The organism is Sagittula stellata E-37, assembly GCF_039724765.1.
Lineage (GTDB): Bacteria > Pseudomonadota > Alphaproteobacteria > Rhodobacterales > Rhodobacteraceae > Sagittula > Sagittula stellata.
This window is the reverse complement of record NZ_CP155729.1, coordinates 3062516-3076123: the sequence shown is the minus strand read 5'-3', so window position 1 is coordinate 3076123 and position 13608 is coordinate 3062516. Positions and strand designations below refer to the sequence as shown.

At 65.2% G+C, this 13608-nt stretch carries 9 protein-coding genes and 5 pseudogenes; 10 read left to right on the top strand and 4 right to left on the bottom strand.

Annotation, left to right across the window (positions count from 1 at the left end; translation table 11 throughout):
- Positions 1 to 67 precede the first annotated feature (67 nt).
- From ABFK29_RS14590 to ABFK29_RS14560, 7 genes and pseudogenes are all read left to right on the top strand, one after another.
- Positions 68 to 1228, top strand: a complete 1161-nt coding sequence (locus ABFK29_RS14590) for an acyl-CoA dehydrogenase family protein (RefSeq protein WP_005856111.1) — start codon at positions 68 to 70, stop codon at positions 1226 to 1228.
- A 3-nt stretch (positions 1229 to 1231) separates the two neighbouring features.
- Positions 1232 to 3271: an acetate--CoA ligase family protein gene (locus ABFK29_RS14585; protein WP_005856109.1), complete on the top strand. Its 2040-nt coding sequence runs from the start codon at positions 1232 to 1234 to the stop codon at positions 3269 to 3271.
- Complete coding sequence (locus tag ABFK29_RS14580) at positions 3268 to 4050, top strand: carnitinyl-CoA dehydratase (RefSeq protein ID WP_005856108.1); 783 nt, start codon at positions 3268 to 3270, stop codon at positions 4048 to 4050. Before ABFK29_RS14585 ends, ABFK29_RS14580 begins: the two co-directional genes overlap by 4 nt.
- Positions 4051 to 4059: 9 nt before the next feature.
- Positions 4060 to 4980: a 3-keto-5-aminohexanoate cleavage protein gene (locus ABFK29_RS14575; protein ID WP_005856107.1), complete on the top strand. Its 921-nt coding sequence runs from the start codon at positions 4060 to 4062 to the stop codon at positions 4978 to 4980.
- Positions 4977 to 6410, top strand: a complete 1434-nt coding sequence (locus ABFK29_RS14570; RefSeq protein WP_005856103.1) for a carnitine 3-dehydrogenase — start codon at positions 4977 to 4979, stop codon at positions 6408 to 6410. The genes ABFK29_RS14575 and ABFK29_RS14570 overlap by 4 nt, the downstream gene beginning before the upstream one ends.
- Before the next feature lie 14 nt (positions 6411 to 6424).
- On the top strand, positions 6425 to 7159 hold the full coding sequence (locus ABFK29_RS14565) for a class II aldolase/adducin family protein (RefSeq protein WP_005856101.1): 735 nt from the start codon (positions 6425 to 6427) through the stop codon (positions 7157 to 7159).
- A gap of 135 nt (positions 7160 to 7294) precedes the next feature.
- Positions 7295 to 7414, top strand: a pseudogene (locus ABFK29_RS14560) (IS5/IS1182 family transposase); the annotation flags it as partial.
- A gap of 53 nt (positions 7415 to 7467) precedes the next feature.
- On the opposite strand, the pseudogene ABFK29_RS14555 reads toward ABFK29_RS14560, so the two are convergent.
- Positions 7468 to 8519, bottom strand: a pseudogene (locus ABFK29_RS14555) (IS5 family transposase).
- Positions 8520 to 8701: 182 nt separating this feature from the next.
- On the opposite strand from ABFK29_RS14555, the pseudogene ABFK29_RS14550 reads away from it, so the two are divergent.
- Positions 8702 to 8914: pseudogene (locus tag ABFK29_RS14550) on the top strand (IS3-like element ISMamg1 family transposase); the annotation flags it as partial.
- Between the two features lie 105 nt (positions 8915 to 9019).
- Positions 9020 to 9807, top strand: a pseudogene (locus tag ABFK29_RS14545) (IS5 family transposase).
- Between the two features lie 2 nt (positions 9808 to 9809).
- Here ABFK29_RS14545 and ABFK29_RS14540 read toward each other — a convergent pair.
- The 3 genes and pseudogenes from ABFK29_RS14540 to ABFK29_RS14530 all read right to left on the bottom strand — a co-directional run.
- Positions 9810 to 9923: pseudogene (locus tag ABFK29_RS14540) on the bottom strand (IS5/IS1182 family transposase); the annotation flags it as partial.
- A gap of 513 nt (positions 9924 to 10436) precedes the next feature.
- Positions 10437 to 10868, bottom strand: coding sequence for a glyoxalase superfamily protein (locus tag ABFK29_RS14535; protein ID WP_005856087.1), 432 nt, complete (start codon positions 10866 to 10868; stop codon positions 10437 to 10439).
- The gene (locus ABFK29_RS14530; protein WP_040604172.1) at positions 10865 to 12259 is read right to left on the bottom strand and encodes an MATE family efflux transporter; all 1395 of its coding nucleotides are present in this window, start codon (positions 12257 to 12259) and stop codon (positions 10865 to 10867) included. The genes ABFK29_RS14535 and ABFK29_RS14530 overlap by 4 nt, the downstream gene beginning before the upstream one ends.
- A gap of 426 nt (positions 12260 to 12685) precedes the next feature.
- Between ABFK29_RS14530 and ABFK29_RS14525 the strand changes: the two genes are divergently transcribed.
- A complete protein-coding gene (locus tag ABFK29_RS14525) occupies positions 12686 to 13495 on the top strand; it encodes a heme-dependent oxidative N-demethylase family protein (protein WP_005856084.1) in 810 nt (269 codons plus the stop codon).
- Positions 13496 to 13608: the final 113 nt, after the last annotated feature.

Genomic DNA, 13608 nt, shown 5'->3' with positions numbered 1-13608 from the left:
CGCGCCCGCAGCCCGGGCGTGGACCGAACCCACCCCGGACCTTCCGCACAAAAGAAAAGTGTGACCCATGCATTTTGGACTGACCGAAGAACAGGAGATGATCGTCTCCACCGTCCGTAGTTTCGTCGAGAACGAGATCTACCCGCACGAGGCGCTCGTCGAGCGCACCGGCGAGGTGCCCGCCGAGATTGCGCAGAACATCAAGCAAAAGTGCCTCGACCTGGGCTTTTACGCTTCGAACTTCCCCGAGAGCGTCGGCGGCCCGGGCCTGTCCCACGTCGATTTCGCGCTGGTCGAGCGCGAGCTTGGCCGCGGCTCGATGGCACTGACCCATTTCTTCGGGCGCCCGCAGAACATCCTGATGGCCTGCGAGGGCGAGCAGGTCGAGAAGTATCTGATGCCTGCGGTGCGCGGGGAGAAGATGGATGCGCTCGCGATGACCGAACCGGACGCCGGGTCCGACGTGCGGGGCATGAAATGCTCGGCTGTGCGCGACGGAGGCGACTGGGTGGTGAACGGCTCCAAGCACTTCATCTCCGGCGCGGAGCACGCGGATTTCGTCATCGTCTTCGTCGCCACCGGCGTCGATGAGACCCCGCGCGGCCCCAAGAAGCGCATCACCTGTTTCCTGGTGGATCGCGGCACGCCGGGGTTCGAGATCGCGCGCGGCTACAATTCCGTGTCGCACCGGGGCTACCAGAACAGCATCCTCTATTTCGACAACTGCCGTCTGTCTGACGCGCAGGTGCTGGGCGAGGTCGACGGCGGCTTCGACGTGATGAACGAATGGCTCTATGCCACGCGCATCACCGTCGCGACCAACTCTGTCGGTCGGGCGCGCCGGGTCTATGACCACGCGGTGCAATATGCCGCCGAACGCAAGCAGTTCGGCCAGCCCATCGGCAAGTTCCAGGGCGTGAGCTTCCAGATCGCCGACATGATCACCGAGATCGACGCCGCCGACTGGCTGACCCTCGCCGCCGCCTGGCGTCTCGACCAGGGGCTGCCCGCAAACCGCGAGATCGCCTCGGCCAAGCTCTATGCCTCGGAGATGCTTGCCCGCGTCACCGATGCGGCCCTCCAGATCCACGGCGGCATGGGTCTGATGGACGAACTGCCGATCGAACGCTTCTGGCGTGACGCGCGGGTGGAGCGCATCTGGGACGGCACGTCCGAGATCCAGCGCCACATCATCAGCCGGGAGATTTTCCGGCCGCTGGGAGCCTGAGCCATGTCGCCGCTAAGCCGGTTCTTCTCGCCGAAGGCCGTCACCGTGATCGGTGGCGGCGCTTGGTGCGAGGCGGTGGTGCGCCAGTGCCGTGCCACCGGCTTTGCCGGGCCGATATGGCCCGTGCATCCGAAGAAATCGGAGGTCGGCGGGGTGCCCGCCTATCCGGACCTCGCCTCCTTGCCGGGGGTGCCCGACGCGGCCTTCATCGGCGTCAACCGGGAGCTGACGGTGACCATGGCGCGCGAGCTCTCCGCCATGGGATGCGGTGGCGCGGTCTGTTTCGCCGCCGGCTTCTCGGAGGCGGTGTCCGAGCTTGTCGATGGCGACGCGCTTCAGGCGCAGCTTGTAGACGCGGCCGGAGAGATGCGGGTTCTGGGGCCGAACTGCTATGGCATCGTCAATGCGCTGGATGGCATGGCGCTCTGGCCCGACCGGCACGGAATGTCACCGGTCGAGTCCGGCGTGGCCGTGATCGGCCAGTCCTCCAACGTGCTCATCAACCTGACCATGCAACGGCGCGGCCTGCCGCTCGCCGCCGTGGTCGCGGCGGGCAATCAGGCGCAGACCTCGATGTCGGATCTCGGCATTGCGCTGCTTGAAGATCCGCGCATCACCGCGCTTGGCCTGCACATCGAAGGGATCAGCGATCTGCCTGCCTTCGAAGCGCTGGCCGGCCGTGCCGCCGAACTGGGCAAGCCCATCGTCGCGCTGCGCGTCGGCGCGTCCGAGCAGGCGCAGACGGCGGCGGTGTCGCATACGGCCTCGCTCACCGGCTCGGACGCGGGCGCGCGGGCGCTCTTGCGGCGGCTGGACATCGCACAGGTGGACACGCCGACCGAGCTGGTCGAGACGCTGAAGATCCTGCACGTGACCGGCGGGCTACGGTCGTCGCGCATCGCTTCGGCCTCCTGTTCCGGAGGCGAGGCGTCGTTGATGGCGGATATGGGCGAAATCGCGGGGGTCACCTATCCGGCGCTGACCGATACGCAGAAAACCGGCCTGCGCGCGGTGCTCGGCCCCAAGGTCGCGCTCGCCAATCCGCTGGATTACAACACCTATATCTGGGGCGACGAAGACGCGCTGACGGCGACCTTCACGGCGCTCTGCACGGCGGAGCTTGGGCTTGGCTGCGTCGTGCTGGACTACCCCCGCAACGACCGGTTCGAGGCGCCCGATTACGATCAGGTCCTGCGTGCCGTTGCGAAGGCCCGCGAAATCACAGGCACGCCGATGGCGATGGTCTCGCTGCTCTCCGAGGGGTTGCCCGAGGCGGTGGCGCAAAGGGCGATGACCATGGGGATCGTCCCGCTCTGTGGTATGGGAGATGCGCTGCGGGCGATCCGCGCCGCCGTTACCGCGCCGGACCGCCGCAACGCCCGTCCAGACCCGGTGACCCTGCCGGTGAATGGACATGGCGCTGCGCGGGTGTTCTCCGAGGCCGAGGCCAAGGCGCTGCTCAAGAGCTTCGGCGTGCGGGTACCTGGCGCCTCCCGTGCCGGTGATCCGGCCGAGGCTGCCGAGGCTGCCGCGCGGATCGGCTTTCCCGTGGTGCTCAAAGGCGAGGGCATCGCTCACAAGACCGAGGCCGGGGCGGTGGTGCTGAACCTCGCCACCGCGCAGGCGGTGGCCGAGGCCGCCGCGAAGATGCCGGCCGAGAGCTTTCTCGTGGAAGAGATGATCACCGGCACCGTGGCCGAGCTGATCATCGGCGTCACGCGCGATGCGGCGCATGGCTTCGTGCTGACGCTGGGGCTTGGCGGGATCCTAACTGAACTGATCCGCGACACCGCCTCGGTGCTGATCCCGGCCACACGCGAGGACATCGCGGCGGCGTTGCAAAGCCTGCGCACCGCGCCGCTGCTGACCGGCTACCGGGGCCGTGCCGGGGCCGATGTCGACGCGGTCATCGACACCGCGATGGCACTGCAAAAGCTGGTGCAGCAGCACGCCGGTGCGCTGCACGAAATCGAAATCAATCCGCTGATCTGCCGCGCGACGGACGCGGTGGCGGCGGATGCCCTGATCAGGATGGAAGAATGACCCAGAACGTTCTGACCGAGCGCCGCGGCGCGGTGCTCGAAGTCACACTGAACCGGCCCAAGGCCAATGCCATCGACATGGCGACCTCGCGAGAGCTGGGCGAGATCTTCACCGATTTCCGCGACGATCCCGAGCTGCGCGTGGCGATCCTTACCGCGCAGGGCGAGAAGTTCTTCTGCCCCGGCTGGGACCTCAAGGCCGCCGCGGGGGGCGAGGGCGCCGATGGCGACTATGGCAAGGGCGGCTTCGGCGGATTGCAGGAACTGCGTGGTCTCAACAAGCCGGTGATCGCCGCCGTCAACGGCATCGCCTGCGGCGGCGGGCTGGAGCTTGCGATCAGCGCCGACATCATCCTTGCCGCGGATCACGCCAGCTTTGCCCTTCCGGAGATCAAGTCGGGCACCGTGGCCGATGCGGCGACGCTGAGGCTGCCCAAGCGCATTCCCTATCACATCGCCATGGAGCTGCTCTTCACCGGGCGCTGGTTCGATGTCGAGGAAGCGCATTGCTGGGGGCTGGTCAACCGGATCGTCCCCGCCGCCGATCTCATGTCCGAGGCCCGCAAGATGGCCGACGAGCTGGCCGCCGGACCGCCGCTGGTCTTTGCCGCCATCAAGGAGATCGCGCGCGAGGCCGAGGACATGAAGTTCCAGGACGCCCTCAACCGCATCAACGCCAGCCAGTTCGAGACGGTGGAAAAGCTCTACCGCTCCGAGGACCAGAAGGAAGGCGCCCGCGCCTTCGCCGAAAAACGAGATCCGGTCTGGAAGGGCCGGTAAGGAGATCCCATGACCCTTCAGATGAACCGCAAGCCTTTCATCACTGCCGCCATCACCGGGGCGGGGGCCACGCAGGACAAGAGCCGGCACGTGCCGCGCTCGCCCAAGGAGATCGCCGAGGCCGCCATCGAAGCAGCCAAGGCGGGCGCCGCGGTGGTGCATTGCCACGTCCGCGACCCCGAGACCGGTGCGCCCTGCCGCGACGTGGCGCTGTTCCGCGAGGTGACGGACCGCATCCGTTCGTCCGAGGTGGACGTCGTGTTGAACCTCACCGCCGGGACGGGGGGCGATCTGACCTTCGGCGATGTCGAGACCCCGATGCAGTTGGACACGGCCAACACCGACATGGCGGGCGCGACCGAGCGCATGGCGCATATCCGCGATTGCCTTCCGGAGATCTGCACGCTCGACTGCGGGTCGATGAACTTTGGTGATGGCACCTACGTGATGACCAACACCACCGAGATGCTGCGTGCCATGGGCGCGATGATGACCGAGCTTGGCGTGAAACCCGAGATCGAGGCCTTCGACACCGGGCACCTGTGGTTCGCCAAGCAGCTGGTGAAGGAAGGTGTGCTGGACGATCCCGCGCTGGTGCAGCTTTGCATGGGCATCCCGTGGGGCGCGCCGGGGGACATGAACACGTTCATGGCTATGGTCAACAACGTGCCCGCCGGTTGGACCTGGTCGGCGTTCAGCCTCGGCCGGGACGAGATGCCCTATGTGGCCGCAGCAGCCCTGGCCGGGGGCAACGTGCGGGTGGGCCTCGAGGACAACCTCTATCTCGAACGTGGGGTCATGGCGACCAATGCGCAGTTGGTGGAGAAGGCGGCGAACATCCTTGCCAACATGGGGGCGGCGCTGATGGGCCCGCAGGAGGTCCGCGACCAGCTTGGCCTCGTGAAGCGTGACATGCCGGTGCCTGCATGACCCCCACAACGAAGAAGGCGGCCATCATCGGGGGTGGCGTCATCGGCGGCGGCTGGGCGGCGCGGTTCCTGCTGAACGGCTGGGACGTCGCGGTGTTCGATCCCGATCCGGAGGCGGAGCGCAAGATCGGCGCGGTGCTCGACCGGGCCCGCGCCTCGCTTCCCGCGCTCTACGACCGGGCGCTGCCGCCCGAGGGCGCGCTGACTTTCTGCGACAGCCTCGTGGACGCGTTGCAGGGCGCCGACTGGGTGCAGGAAAGCGTGTCCGAGCGTCTGGAGCTCAAGCACAAGGTCTACGACCAGATCGCCGCGCATCTGCCCGAGGGTGGGTTCATCGCCTCCTCGACCTCCGGTTTCAAGGCGTCTGACCTTGCGGCGAACGGAGCGCCGGTGGTCGTGGTCCATCCGTTCAACCCGGTGTACCTCTTGCCGTTGGCGGAGATCACCGGCGAGCCGGAGCTGCGCGCCAAGGCTCTGCCCGTGGTGCAGTCCATCGGCATGTCCCCGCTGGAGATGCATGCCGAGATCGATGCCTTCATCGGCAACCGCTTTCAGGAAGCGATTTGGCGCGAGGCATTGTGGATGATCAAGGACGGCATCGCCACCACCGCGCAGATCGACGACGCGATGCGCATGGGCTTCGGCCTGCGGCTTGCGCAGATGGGCCTGTTCGAGACCTATCGCCTGGCAGGCGGCGAGGCCGGCATGGCCAGCTACATGGAGCAGTTCGGCCCGTCGCTGCACTGGCCGTGGTCCAGGCTGACCGATGTGCCCGATCTCGACGCCGCGCTGGTGCAGGCCATCAGCGACCAGTCAGACGCGCAGTCCGGCCATATGACCATCGCCCGGATGGAAACCCTGCGCGACGACAACCTCGTCGCCATCCTGCGGGGGCTGCGCCGCACGGGCAGCGGCGCAGGGGGCGTGATCACCGCACATGAGGAGAGTTTGGACTCCGACGGCGAGATCGACGGGCTGCCGGTCACGCAGCGCCGCGCCGTGCCGGTGACCTGGACCGACTATAACGGTCACATGAACGAGGCCGCCTATCTCGAACTTGGCACCTGGGCCACCGACGGCCTGATGAAGCTGGTGGGCGCCGACGATGCCTATGTCGCCAGCGGCAAGAGCTTTTTCACCGTCGACACCCGCATTCGGTACTTGGGCGAAGTGCATCGGGGGGCGGTGCTGACGGTGACCACGCAGGTGCTCGAAGGGGCAGGCAAGAAGATGAAGCTCTTTCACCGCATTCTGAAGGAAGACGGCAGCCTCGCGGCCACCATCGAAACGCTCATGCTGCACACCGATCTGAACACCCGTCGCGCCTGCCTGCCGGAGCCAGCGGTGGCGGAGGCGCTCGAAACCCTGGCTGCGGCCCATGCCGGGCGCGATGCGCCCGGTGCCGGCGGCTCTGTCGGCCAGCGCAATTGAGGAATGGACCCAAGATGTCTCCCGAAGAGAAACAGACCCGCGAAGACTTGGCCGCCTGCTACCGCCTGGCGGCGCTGCATCGCTTTACCGATCTGATCTACACCCATATTACCGCCCGCGTGCCGGGCGAGGAGGGGCATTTCCTGATCAACCCCTACGGCTGGCGCTGGGAAGAGATCACCGCTTCGTCGCTGGTCAAGATCGACGTAGACGGCAACAAGGTTGACGGCAGCCCGCACCGGGTGAACCCGGCGGGGTTTACCATCCATTCGGCGGTCCACATGCACCGGCATGACGCAGCCTGGATCATGCACACGCACACCCGCGCAGGGGTGGCTGTGTCCTGCATGGAGGAGGGGCTGCTGCCGCTCAACCAGATTTCGCTGCAATTCCACAATCGCACAGCCTACCATGATTTCGAAGGCATCGCGCTCGACCTCGAAGAGCGCGCGCGCATCGTGGCAGACTTTGGCACCCACCCGGTCATGGTCCTGCGCAATCACGGGCTGATCGCAACCGGGCGGTCTGCGGCCGAGATGTTCTCCAACATGTTCTATCTGGAACGGTCCTGCGAGATCCAGGTGGCAGCGACATCCTCGGGGCGCCCGCTCCGCATGGTGGAAGACAGCATCGCTGCGCATGTCCACGGGCAATACGCGCAGATGAACGAGGAAGACGGCGACCTGCAACTTGAGTGGGACGCCCATTTGCGCTCGATCGAAGGGCTGGGCAGCGACTACCGCGCTTGACATCTGCAGGTTCGCGCCCTCCCGGCGCGGACCCTTCCACGGGGGCGTGCCTTCTGGCAGGCTGCTGAGAAATTCCGGTCGCGACGCGCATCGAAGATCATGAGCCACCGGCACCACGGTATGACGGAGGTGGCGATGCGCGGTTCGGACGAGGGAACGGGGTCGCTGTCCAGCTACGTCGATCGTGAGGAGCGCATCCCGTTCCGGCATCCGCTGCGCAAGATCAGATCCGGCGTCAACGATGTCCTGCGTTCGGCGTTGTTGCAGAACATTTACCTCAGACGCACCTGTCCCTTTCCCGTTTGATGTCAGGAGGCGCGCACGATCTTGGTGGTGCGGAAGGCTGAGAAGCGGTTCATGAGGGCGATGCATATTTGAACTTCGGCGGTTTGTCTGTCGGGAACTATCGCAGCGATCCGGTCGCCGAAGGCTTTGAAGCATCGCACCTTCGCCCCGATGCGACTTCGGAGATGGTAGCCCGTCCAAAGATTTCAGAACGCCTTGCCTTAATGGCGCGTGGCGCGCAGGGTATCGTTCCGGACGCGGGCCGCCGGGCCGTTGTCCTTCCAAGGTTTGCCGTTCTTGCGGATCATAATGATCGGAGCGGCATCGCGTTCGAGGATGGCGGTGTGACAGCGGCGGGTATCGTAGGCAACGTCGGCCGTCACCGTGCCGATAGGTTCCCCCTGTGGCACCTGGGGGCAGTTCGGGCAAGAGAGGGCTGTCCCCGTCCCGACGTGACGTGAACTCTACAGCCCGGATGTCGGAGGTGGCAGGGTCCATGGCGAGATGACCCTTTCGCCATTGGCAGGGACCCTGCACTCCGTGCTTGCGAGCCTGCCATTTAGGACCCGGCAATGGTTTGCTTGCAAACCATGAGAGGGCACCATCGCCGAGAAACTTGATGCCGGTGCTGTCTGTCATCTGGCAGGGCATCACGCAGCGATGTCCCGAGAGGCCACGAGCAGATCCAGCGGGCCATCGGCACGCCGATACGGGATCTGCACCGCCAGGGTATTCTGCCGGCGGCAGAGCGTGGACGCGTCCGGAACGGGCCAGTCGAGCCCCGCCTGCCGCACGAGCCCGGCGACCATCTCTACGGTCTGTCGCAGAGGAAGCCTGATCAGAACTTTGATCCCCTCTCGGGACATTGCTGTGCAATACCCTGCCGGGAAGTGGACAAGCAGAACTGGATCGCCGCATCGGAGAAAACCGGTGGCCTGCCTGCGCGACCGTCGTGCGGCGCGCGCCACCTCATGTCCTTGTCGAACCAGATCAGCACCTCACCGCGCTTGCGGAGCGCGGCAGTGTAGGCGGACCAGTTCGTCGTGCGGAAGCGGGTAGGTGCAGGCTTCGGCATGCCGCCCTACTTACTTGCTGGATTCGGTCTGTGAATCCTTATCGGCTCAGGTTGTGCAACAACGCCGAGCAATAGTCGACCTTCGTTCACAGCGCAGCATCCGGCACCTTGGGCTCTGAGCGGACATGCGGCGGCGCAGAGGTGCCAAGCGCTTGGTCGCTCGTGTCGCGACGTCGCTGCCGGATGGCCGCCGCTTCCGGGTTCTGGTCGTGGTCGACGACTATGGCCGGGAACGCCTGGCGCTGGTGGCGGACACCTCGCTGTCCGGCCTGCGCGCCGTGCGAGAACTCGATGGGCTGATCATGCAGCGTGGCCGACCGGCGATGGTGGTCTCGGGCAACGGAACCGAGCTGACGTGGCTGGCGGTGCTGAGCTGGTGCCAAAGCACGGGGATCGAGTGCGGGCTTGTTGCACATATCAGCGATGAGGATTCACTTTAGGACGTGTTGACAAAAGGTATTCACAGTTCGGGCTGATCGTGATTCAAGCTGGTATCTGCGATGGAGACCCGCTTGGCACGAGACCTGATGTCGGACGAGGAATGGGCGTTCTTTGAGCGTTTCATCCGGACAGTCCGCGCCCCGAACGGGCGCAAACCTACCAACCACCGGCTAGTTCTTGATGGGATTTTCTGGATCGCGCGCACGGGGTCTCCCTGGCGCGATCTGCGGGAAGAGTTCGGCAAGTGGTCAAGCATCTACCGCCAGTTCCGGCGCTGGACGCTGCCGGGGCTCTGGGAGCAGATCATGGACGCCCTGATCGAAAGCGGCGCGGTCCCGCACGCCCTGCAAATGATCGACAGCACCGTGGTTCGCGCCCCTCATCAGGCAGCGGGCGCTAAAGGGGGACTCCGCGAGAGGGTTTTGGCCGCTCAAGAGGTGGCTTCACGACCAAAATCCATCTCCTCGACAATGCAGCAGGGCTGCCCATGAGGACGGAGATAACCGCGGGGCAAACCTTCGACTATCTCGGCTTCGATCTGGTCATGGCGGACAACATGCCGACCCCAAGCGTCCTGCTGGCCGACTGAGGCTATGACGCTGACAGCATTCGGGAAACCATGGACAAACGGGATGTCCTGCCGGTCATTCCAATGCGCAAGTCCCGCAAAAAGCGCGTTGGCGTGGACCGATCACTATACCGACTGCGCAACCTGGTCGAACGGTGCTTCAACAAGCTGAAGAACGCCCGCCGCGTCGCCACCCGCTACGACAAAACTGCGGAGAGCTTCCTGGGCTTCATCGACATCACGTCGATACGCCTTTGGGTGCGCCATTTGTCAACATGACCTAGCCGGTGGTTGGTAGGTTTGCGCCCGTTCGGGGCGCGGACTGTCCGGATGAAACGCTCAAAGAACGCCCATTCCTCGTCCGACATCAGGTCTCGTGCCAAGCGGGTCTCCATCGCAGATACCAGCTTGAATCACGATCAGCCCGAACTGTGAATCCCTTTTGTCAACACGTCCTAAGCTTTTCCAAAATCGAGTCTTTTCGATCGCACCATTTTCTCATTAGAAAGTCGTCAGTATCGCTGCGCGATGTACGCAGGGGGCGGAGGGCCCATTTGGATGCTACTCATCGTCCAGAAGGGGGGCGCCTGTCAGTGCAATCGCTAAGGGCCTGAGGGGGCTGGCTGAGGCTCCGGGTCGAAGTTCGCGTGGCATGGGCCTTCAGAGGGCCGAGAGGCTCGGTAAGGTACACGCGACAGGTCTGGATGGCGTTGGTTGTGTTGACACCGGGGCGCGCAGGGGCAGGTCTTGGGCCACTTGCTGTGCCGTGACAACAGTCCGATTTTCTTACGGGAATCCGGGACTCATTCGACGGAGTGTTCGACGGCAGCTTGGGGCAAGCTACCGCCTTTGAAGCTGGATAAACCGGGCGGACAAACCGGGATGGTTGCTGCACGCAGATCGCTTTGTCAGGGCAGCGATTTCTCCACCGTCAGATGCGGTGTGCCGTCCGATGTTCTGCGACGGCTGCGGCCATCCTTGCCGACGATTCCGCGAATACGGTGACGCCAGTTCGAAAAGCTGTCGAACACCACGGTGTCGATCGGTTGATCCAGCGCGATCTCGACGTGGCGATGGCCGGCGGGACCCGAGAGAGAGACGATCCGTCCCGTGTAGGCCTGCCCCAGGTAGTGGCCCGACACCTGTGCGCCCAAGGCAAGGCCCGTTTCGGCGCCGCCTTTGCCAAGGCGGGCATGCAGCGTATTCCAGTCCCGCGCGCCGTACTGCAGGGCGACGAGTTCGAGGGACCGGGCGTGGCTGATCGTCGTGCCCTCGGCTTGCAAGGCGCGCCGGAGCGCCTTGGCCTGGGCTTTCACGAAATCGAGTGTCGGCTGTGTCATGTTGCCTCCGTGGCAGAGGGGGATGCCGAGGTTGCCGTGCTCAGGCGGGCGCGGACAACCAGAGCCAGAGCCAGCAAAAACAGCGCGGCATCGGCGATGGGGAAGGCGAACCACAGGCCGTCGATCCCGGCATGGGCATTCAGGACGACGAGCAGTATTGGCGTCAACACCCAGGGTTTGACCAGTGTCAGCGCAGCCGTCCGCAGCGGATGACCCAATGCCTGGAAATGCAGGGCCAGGACGAGGACCGGCCCGGTGGCGGCATAGAGAGCGGTCATCGGGCGCAGGACCGCGCCAACCGCTGAAATGACCTGCGGGTCGTTCGAGAACAGCGCGCCCAACGGTTGACCGGCGAAGGTCGCGCAGAACGTCACGCCAAGACACCAGACAAACGCGCTTGCCATGGCCAGCCGCAGGGCATCGCGTGCCCGGTCCATGCGGCCTGCGCCAGCGTTGTGGCCGGTGATGCTCTGGACGGTCAGGGCGATGGCCATCTGCGGCAGGAAGGCCAGTCCGAGGAGGCGCGTCACCACGCCGTAGGCTGCGACATATGCGGCATGATCCGCCGTGGCGGTGCCGATGACGAGAAGCACGGTGCTTGCCACAACGGCCATCCCGACGAAAGTCAGGCAAAGCGGCAGACCGAGCGAGAGGATCCGGCCCCAACCCGACAGCCAGTTGGCGTGCCGGAGCGTGCCAAGCGGCAGAAGCTCGTCGTCGCGTGCCCGCACGCCCAGCAGCAGGGCGAGGCCAAGCGCCTGCGCGCACACGGTGCCAATGGCCGAGCCTGCCACGCCAAGCCCGAGAAGCACGATGGCCACATAATTCGCGCCGATGTTCAGCAGGTTCACCAGTACCGAGAGCAGGGCTATCAGCCCGGCGCGGCCCTCGTTCCTGAGCGCATCGGCGTGCAGGCCCAGCCCGAACTGGATCGGAGCGCCAAGGATCAGGATCAACAGGTAGCGCTGCGCCATCCCTGCGATCTCTGCGTTTCCGGCGGCAAGCGTCGAGACGACAGCGGGGCCGAGCGTCAGCGCTCCGATGACCAGCGCCGCGCCGATGGCCATGGCCAGCCCGTGGGCAGCCGCGAAGACCGCACCCGCCTGTGTGCGATCCCCGGCGCCCAGATGGCGGGCGAACAGGCTCGACATGCCACCGCCGGCAAGGGTGGTCAGCGCGGTCAGCAGCATGACGACAGGAAAGGCCAGGCTGACCGCGGCCAGGGCCTGCGCGCCGACGAAGCGGCCGACGAATACTCCGTCGATCACGTTGAGGAGGCCGCCCATCGACATGACCACAGCCATTGGCAGGGCATTCGACAGGAACAGGCGTCCGACGGATCGGGTCAGAAATCGGTTCTCAATGGTTCGTGGGGCGGGTCCGACAGACATCGCTCACTCCTCCGGGGAGGCATTTCGGATCGGGAGGGAGCCTGCATTGCCCACCTGCGAAATGCTTCGGGGGTGAGATGTCGTCATTATCCGGGCTTCACCGTGACTCGCGTCCGCAGGCGGCAGGTGCCCGGCACCTTGGTCGTCGGATACGGGCAAAACCTGCCAGAGGCAATATGGTATTCGCGACTCGGCTCATTGTCATGAACGATTGGTGTCTGCGCTCGGACCGGGAGCCGAGATGTTTGCGAAACGCAGATGGCCCACGGGATTTGGCCGGGCGTTCGAGCTGAACGGGACGCAGGTGTTCCAGGTCCCTTACAGCACACGCCCTGCCATACATCGTCAGGGGCGATGTCGGTCGATCACAGAGCCGTTTCGCGGCCGGTCGCGGGATGTCACGTCCGACGTGGTGTGGTGGGGCGGATGGCATCGCAAAACAGCGGCGCGTCGTCCAGGTCGTGGTCGCGGTCCATGTTCGGGGTGGACGGGTCAGCGGCGCTGACCTTAAATGCGGGCATGATCCTGCAGAAACGCCTTCCCTACGATGTCTCGACTCCACGCCGCTTGCCGGGTGTCGCTCCCTTCGACATGGCCGACTGGCTGCAGGTGGACGAGGCTTACGCTGGACAGATGGCGGAACGCGTCAGGCTTTTGTCCGAGCGGCGGACCGATGTGCTGCGGCTCGATCCGGACGCCAAGGCGGCGGCAGGGGAATTGCTGGATCTCGTGCTGGCGCACCTGCCGGAAGGGTTTTCACGAGAGGGGGAGCGCATTTTCTGTCCTGACGGTCGTGTCGTCGAGGCCGATCGCAGCGACCCCTTGGGCACCCTTGGGGTGATTGTGCAGGAGGATTTGTGCCTCATGCAACCACGGGACGGCGTCCACGTTCTGACCGGCGCGGTTTTGTGTTTCCCCGCAAGTTGGCTCCTGTCGGAGAAGTTCCTCAGGCCGTTGGTGGGCATACATGACCCGGTCAAGGTCTATGACGAGGGGCTTGCCAAGCGGGTGCAGCGGTTGTTCGACGGGCTGCAGCCGGGTCGGCCGCTGTGGCGCTACAACCTGTTGAACTATGACGATCCCGCGTTGTTCCAGCCCCGGTCGGAAAACGCGCGCCGCCCGGAGGTTGACCAGGAAACGGCACCCTTCACGCGCAGCGAACGCCAATGCCTCGTGCGGTTGCCACAGACCGGCGCGGTCGTGTTTTCGATCCACACATACATCGTGGCCCGGTAGGTTTCGCCCCACATGGGGGCTTGGTGCCGTTCGACAGCATCGCAGTCACTGCCGACCCTGATCGGCGAAAGGGGTGAGGTTTTCTTGGCCACCCCGTCGAAGATCTTGGCGCC

What these genes read in the sequence shown, in the direction of transcription:
- ABFK29_RS14565 (WP_005856101.1), top strand. Translation starts at nt 6,425, where the DNA reads ATGTCTCCCGAAGAGAAACAGACCCGCGAAGACTTGGCCGCCTGCTAC.
- ABFK29_RS14525 (WP_005856084.1), top strand. Translation starts at nt 12,686, where the DNA reads ATGGCATCGCAAAACAGCGGCGCGTCGTCCAGGTCGTGGTCGCGGTCC.
- ABFK29_RS14585 (WP_005856109.1), top strand. Translation starts at nt 1,232, where the DNA reads ATGTCGCCGCTAAGCCGGTTCTTCTCGCCGAAGGCCGTCACCGTGATC.
- ABFK29_RS14590 (WP_005856111.1), top strand. Translation starts at nt 68, where the DNA reads ATGCATTTTGGACTGACCGAAGAACAGGAGATGATCGTCTCCACCGTC.
- ABFK29_RS14575 (WP_005856107.1), top strand. Translation starts at nt 4,060, where the DNA reads ATGACCCTTCAGATGAACCGCAAGCCTTTCATCACTGCCGCCATCACC.
- ABFK29_RS14570 (WP_005856103.1), top strand. Translation starts at nt 4,977, where the DNA reads ATGACCCCCACAACGAAGAAGGCGGCCATCATCGGGGGTGGCGTCATC.
- ABFK29_RS14580 (WP_005856108.1), top strand. Translation starts at nt 3,268, where the DNA reads ATGACCCAGAACGTTCTGACCGAGCGCCGCGGCGCGGTGCTCGAAGTC.
- ABFK29_RS14535 (WP_005856087.1), bottom strand. Translation starts at nt 10,868, where the DNA reads ATGACACAGCCGACACTCGATTTCGTGAAAGCCCAGGCCAAGGCGCTC.
- ABFK29_RS14530 (WP_040604172.1), bottom strand. Translation starts at nt 12,259, where the DNA reads ATGTCTGTCGGACCCGCCCCACGAACCATTGAGAACCGATTTCTGACC.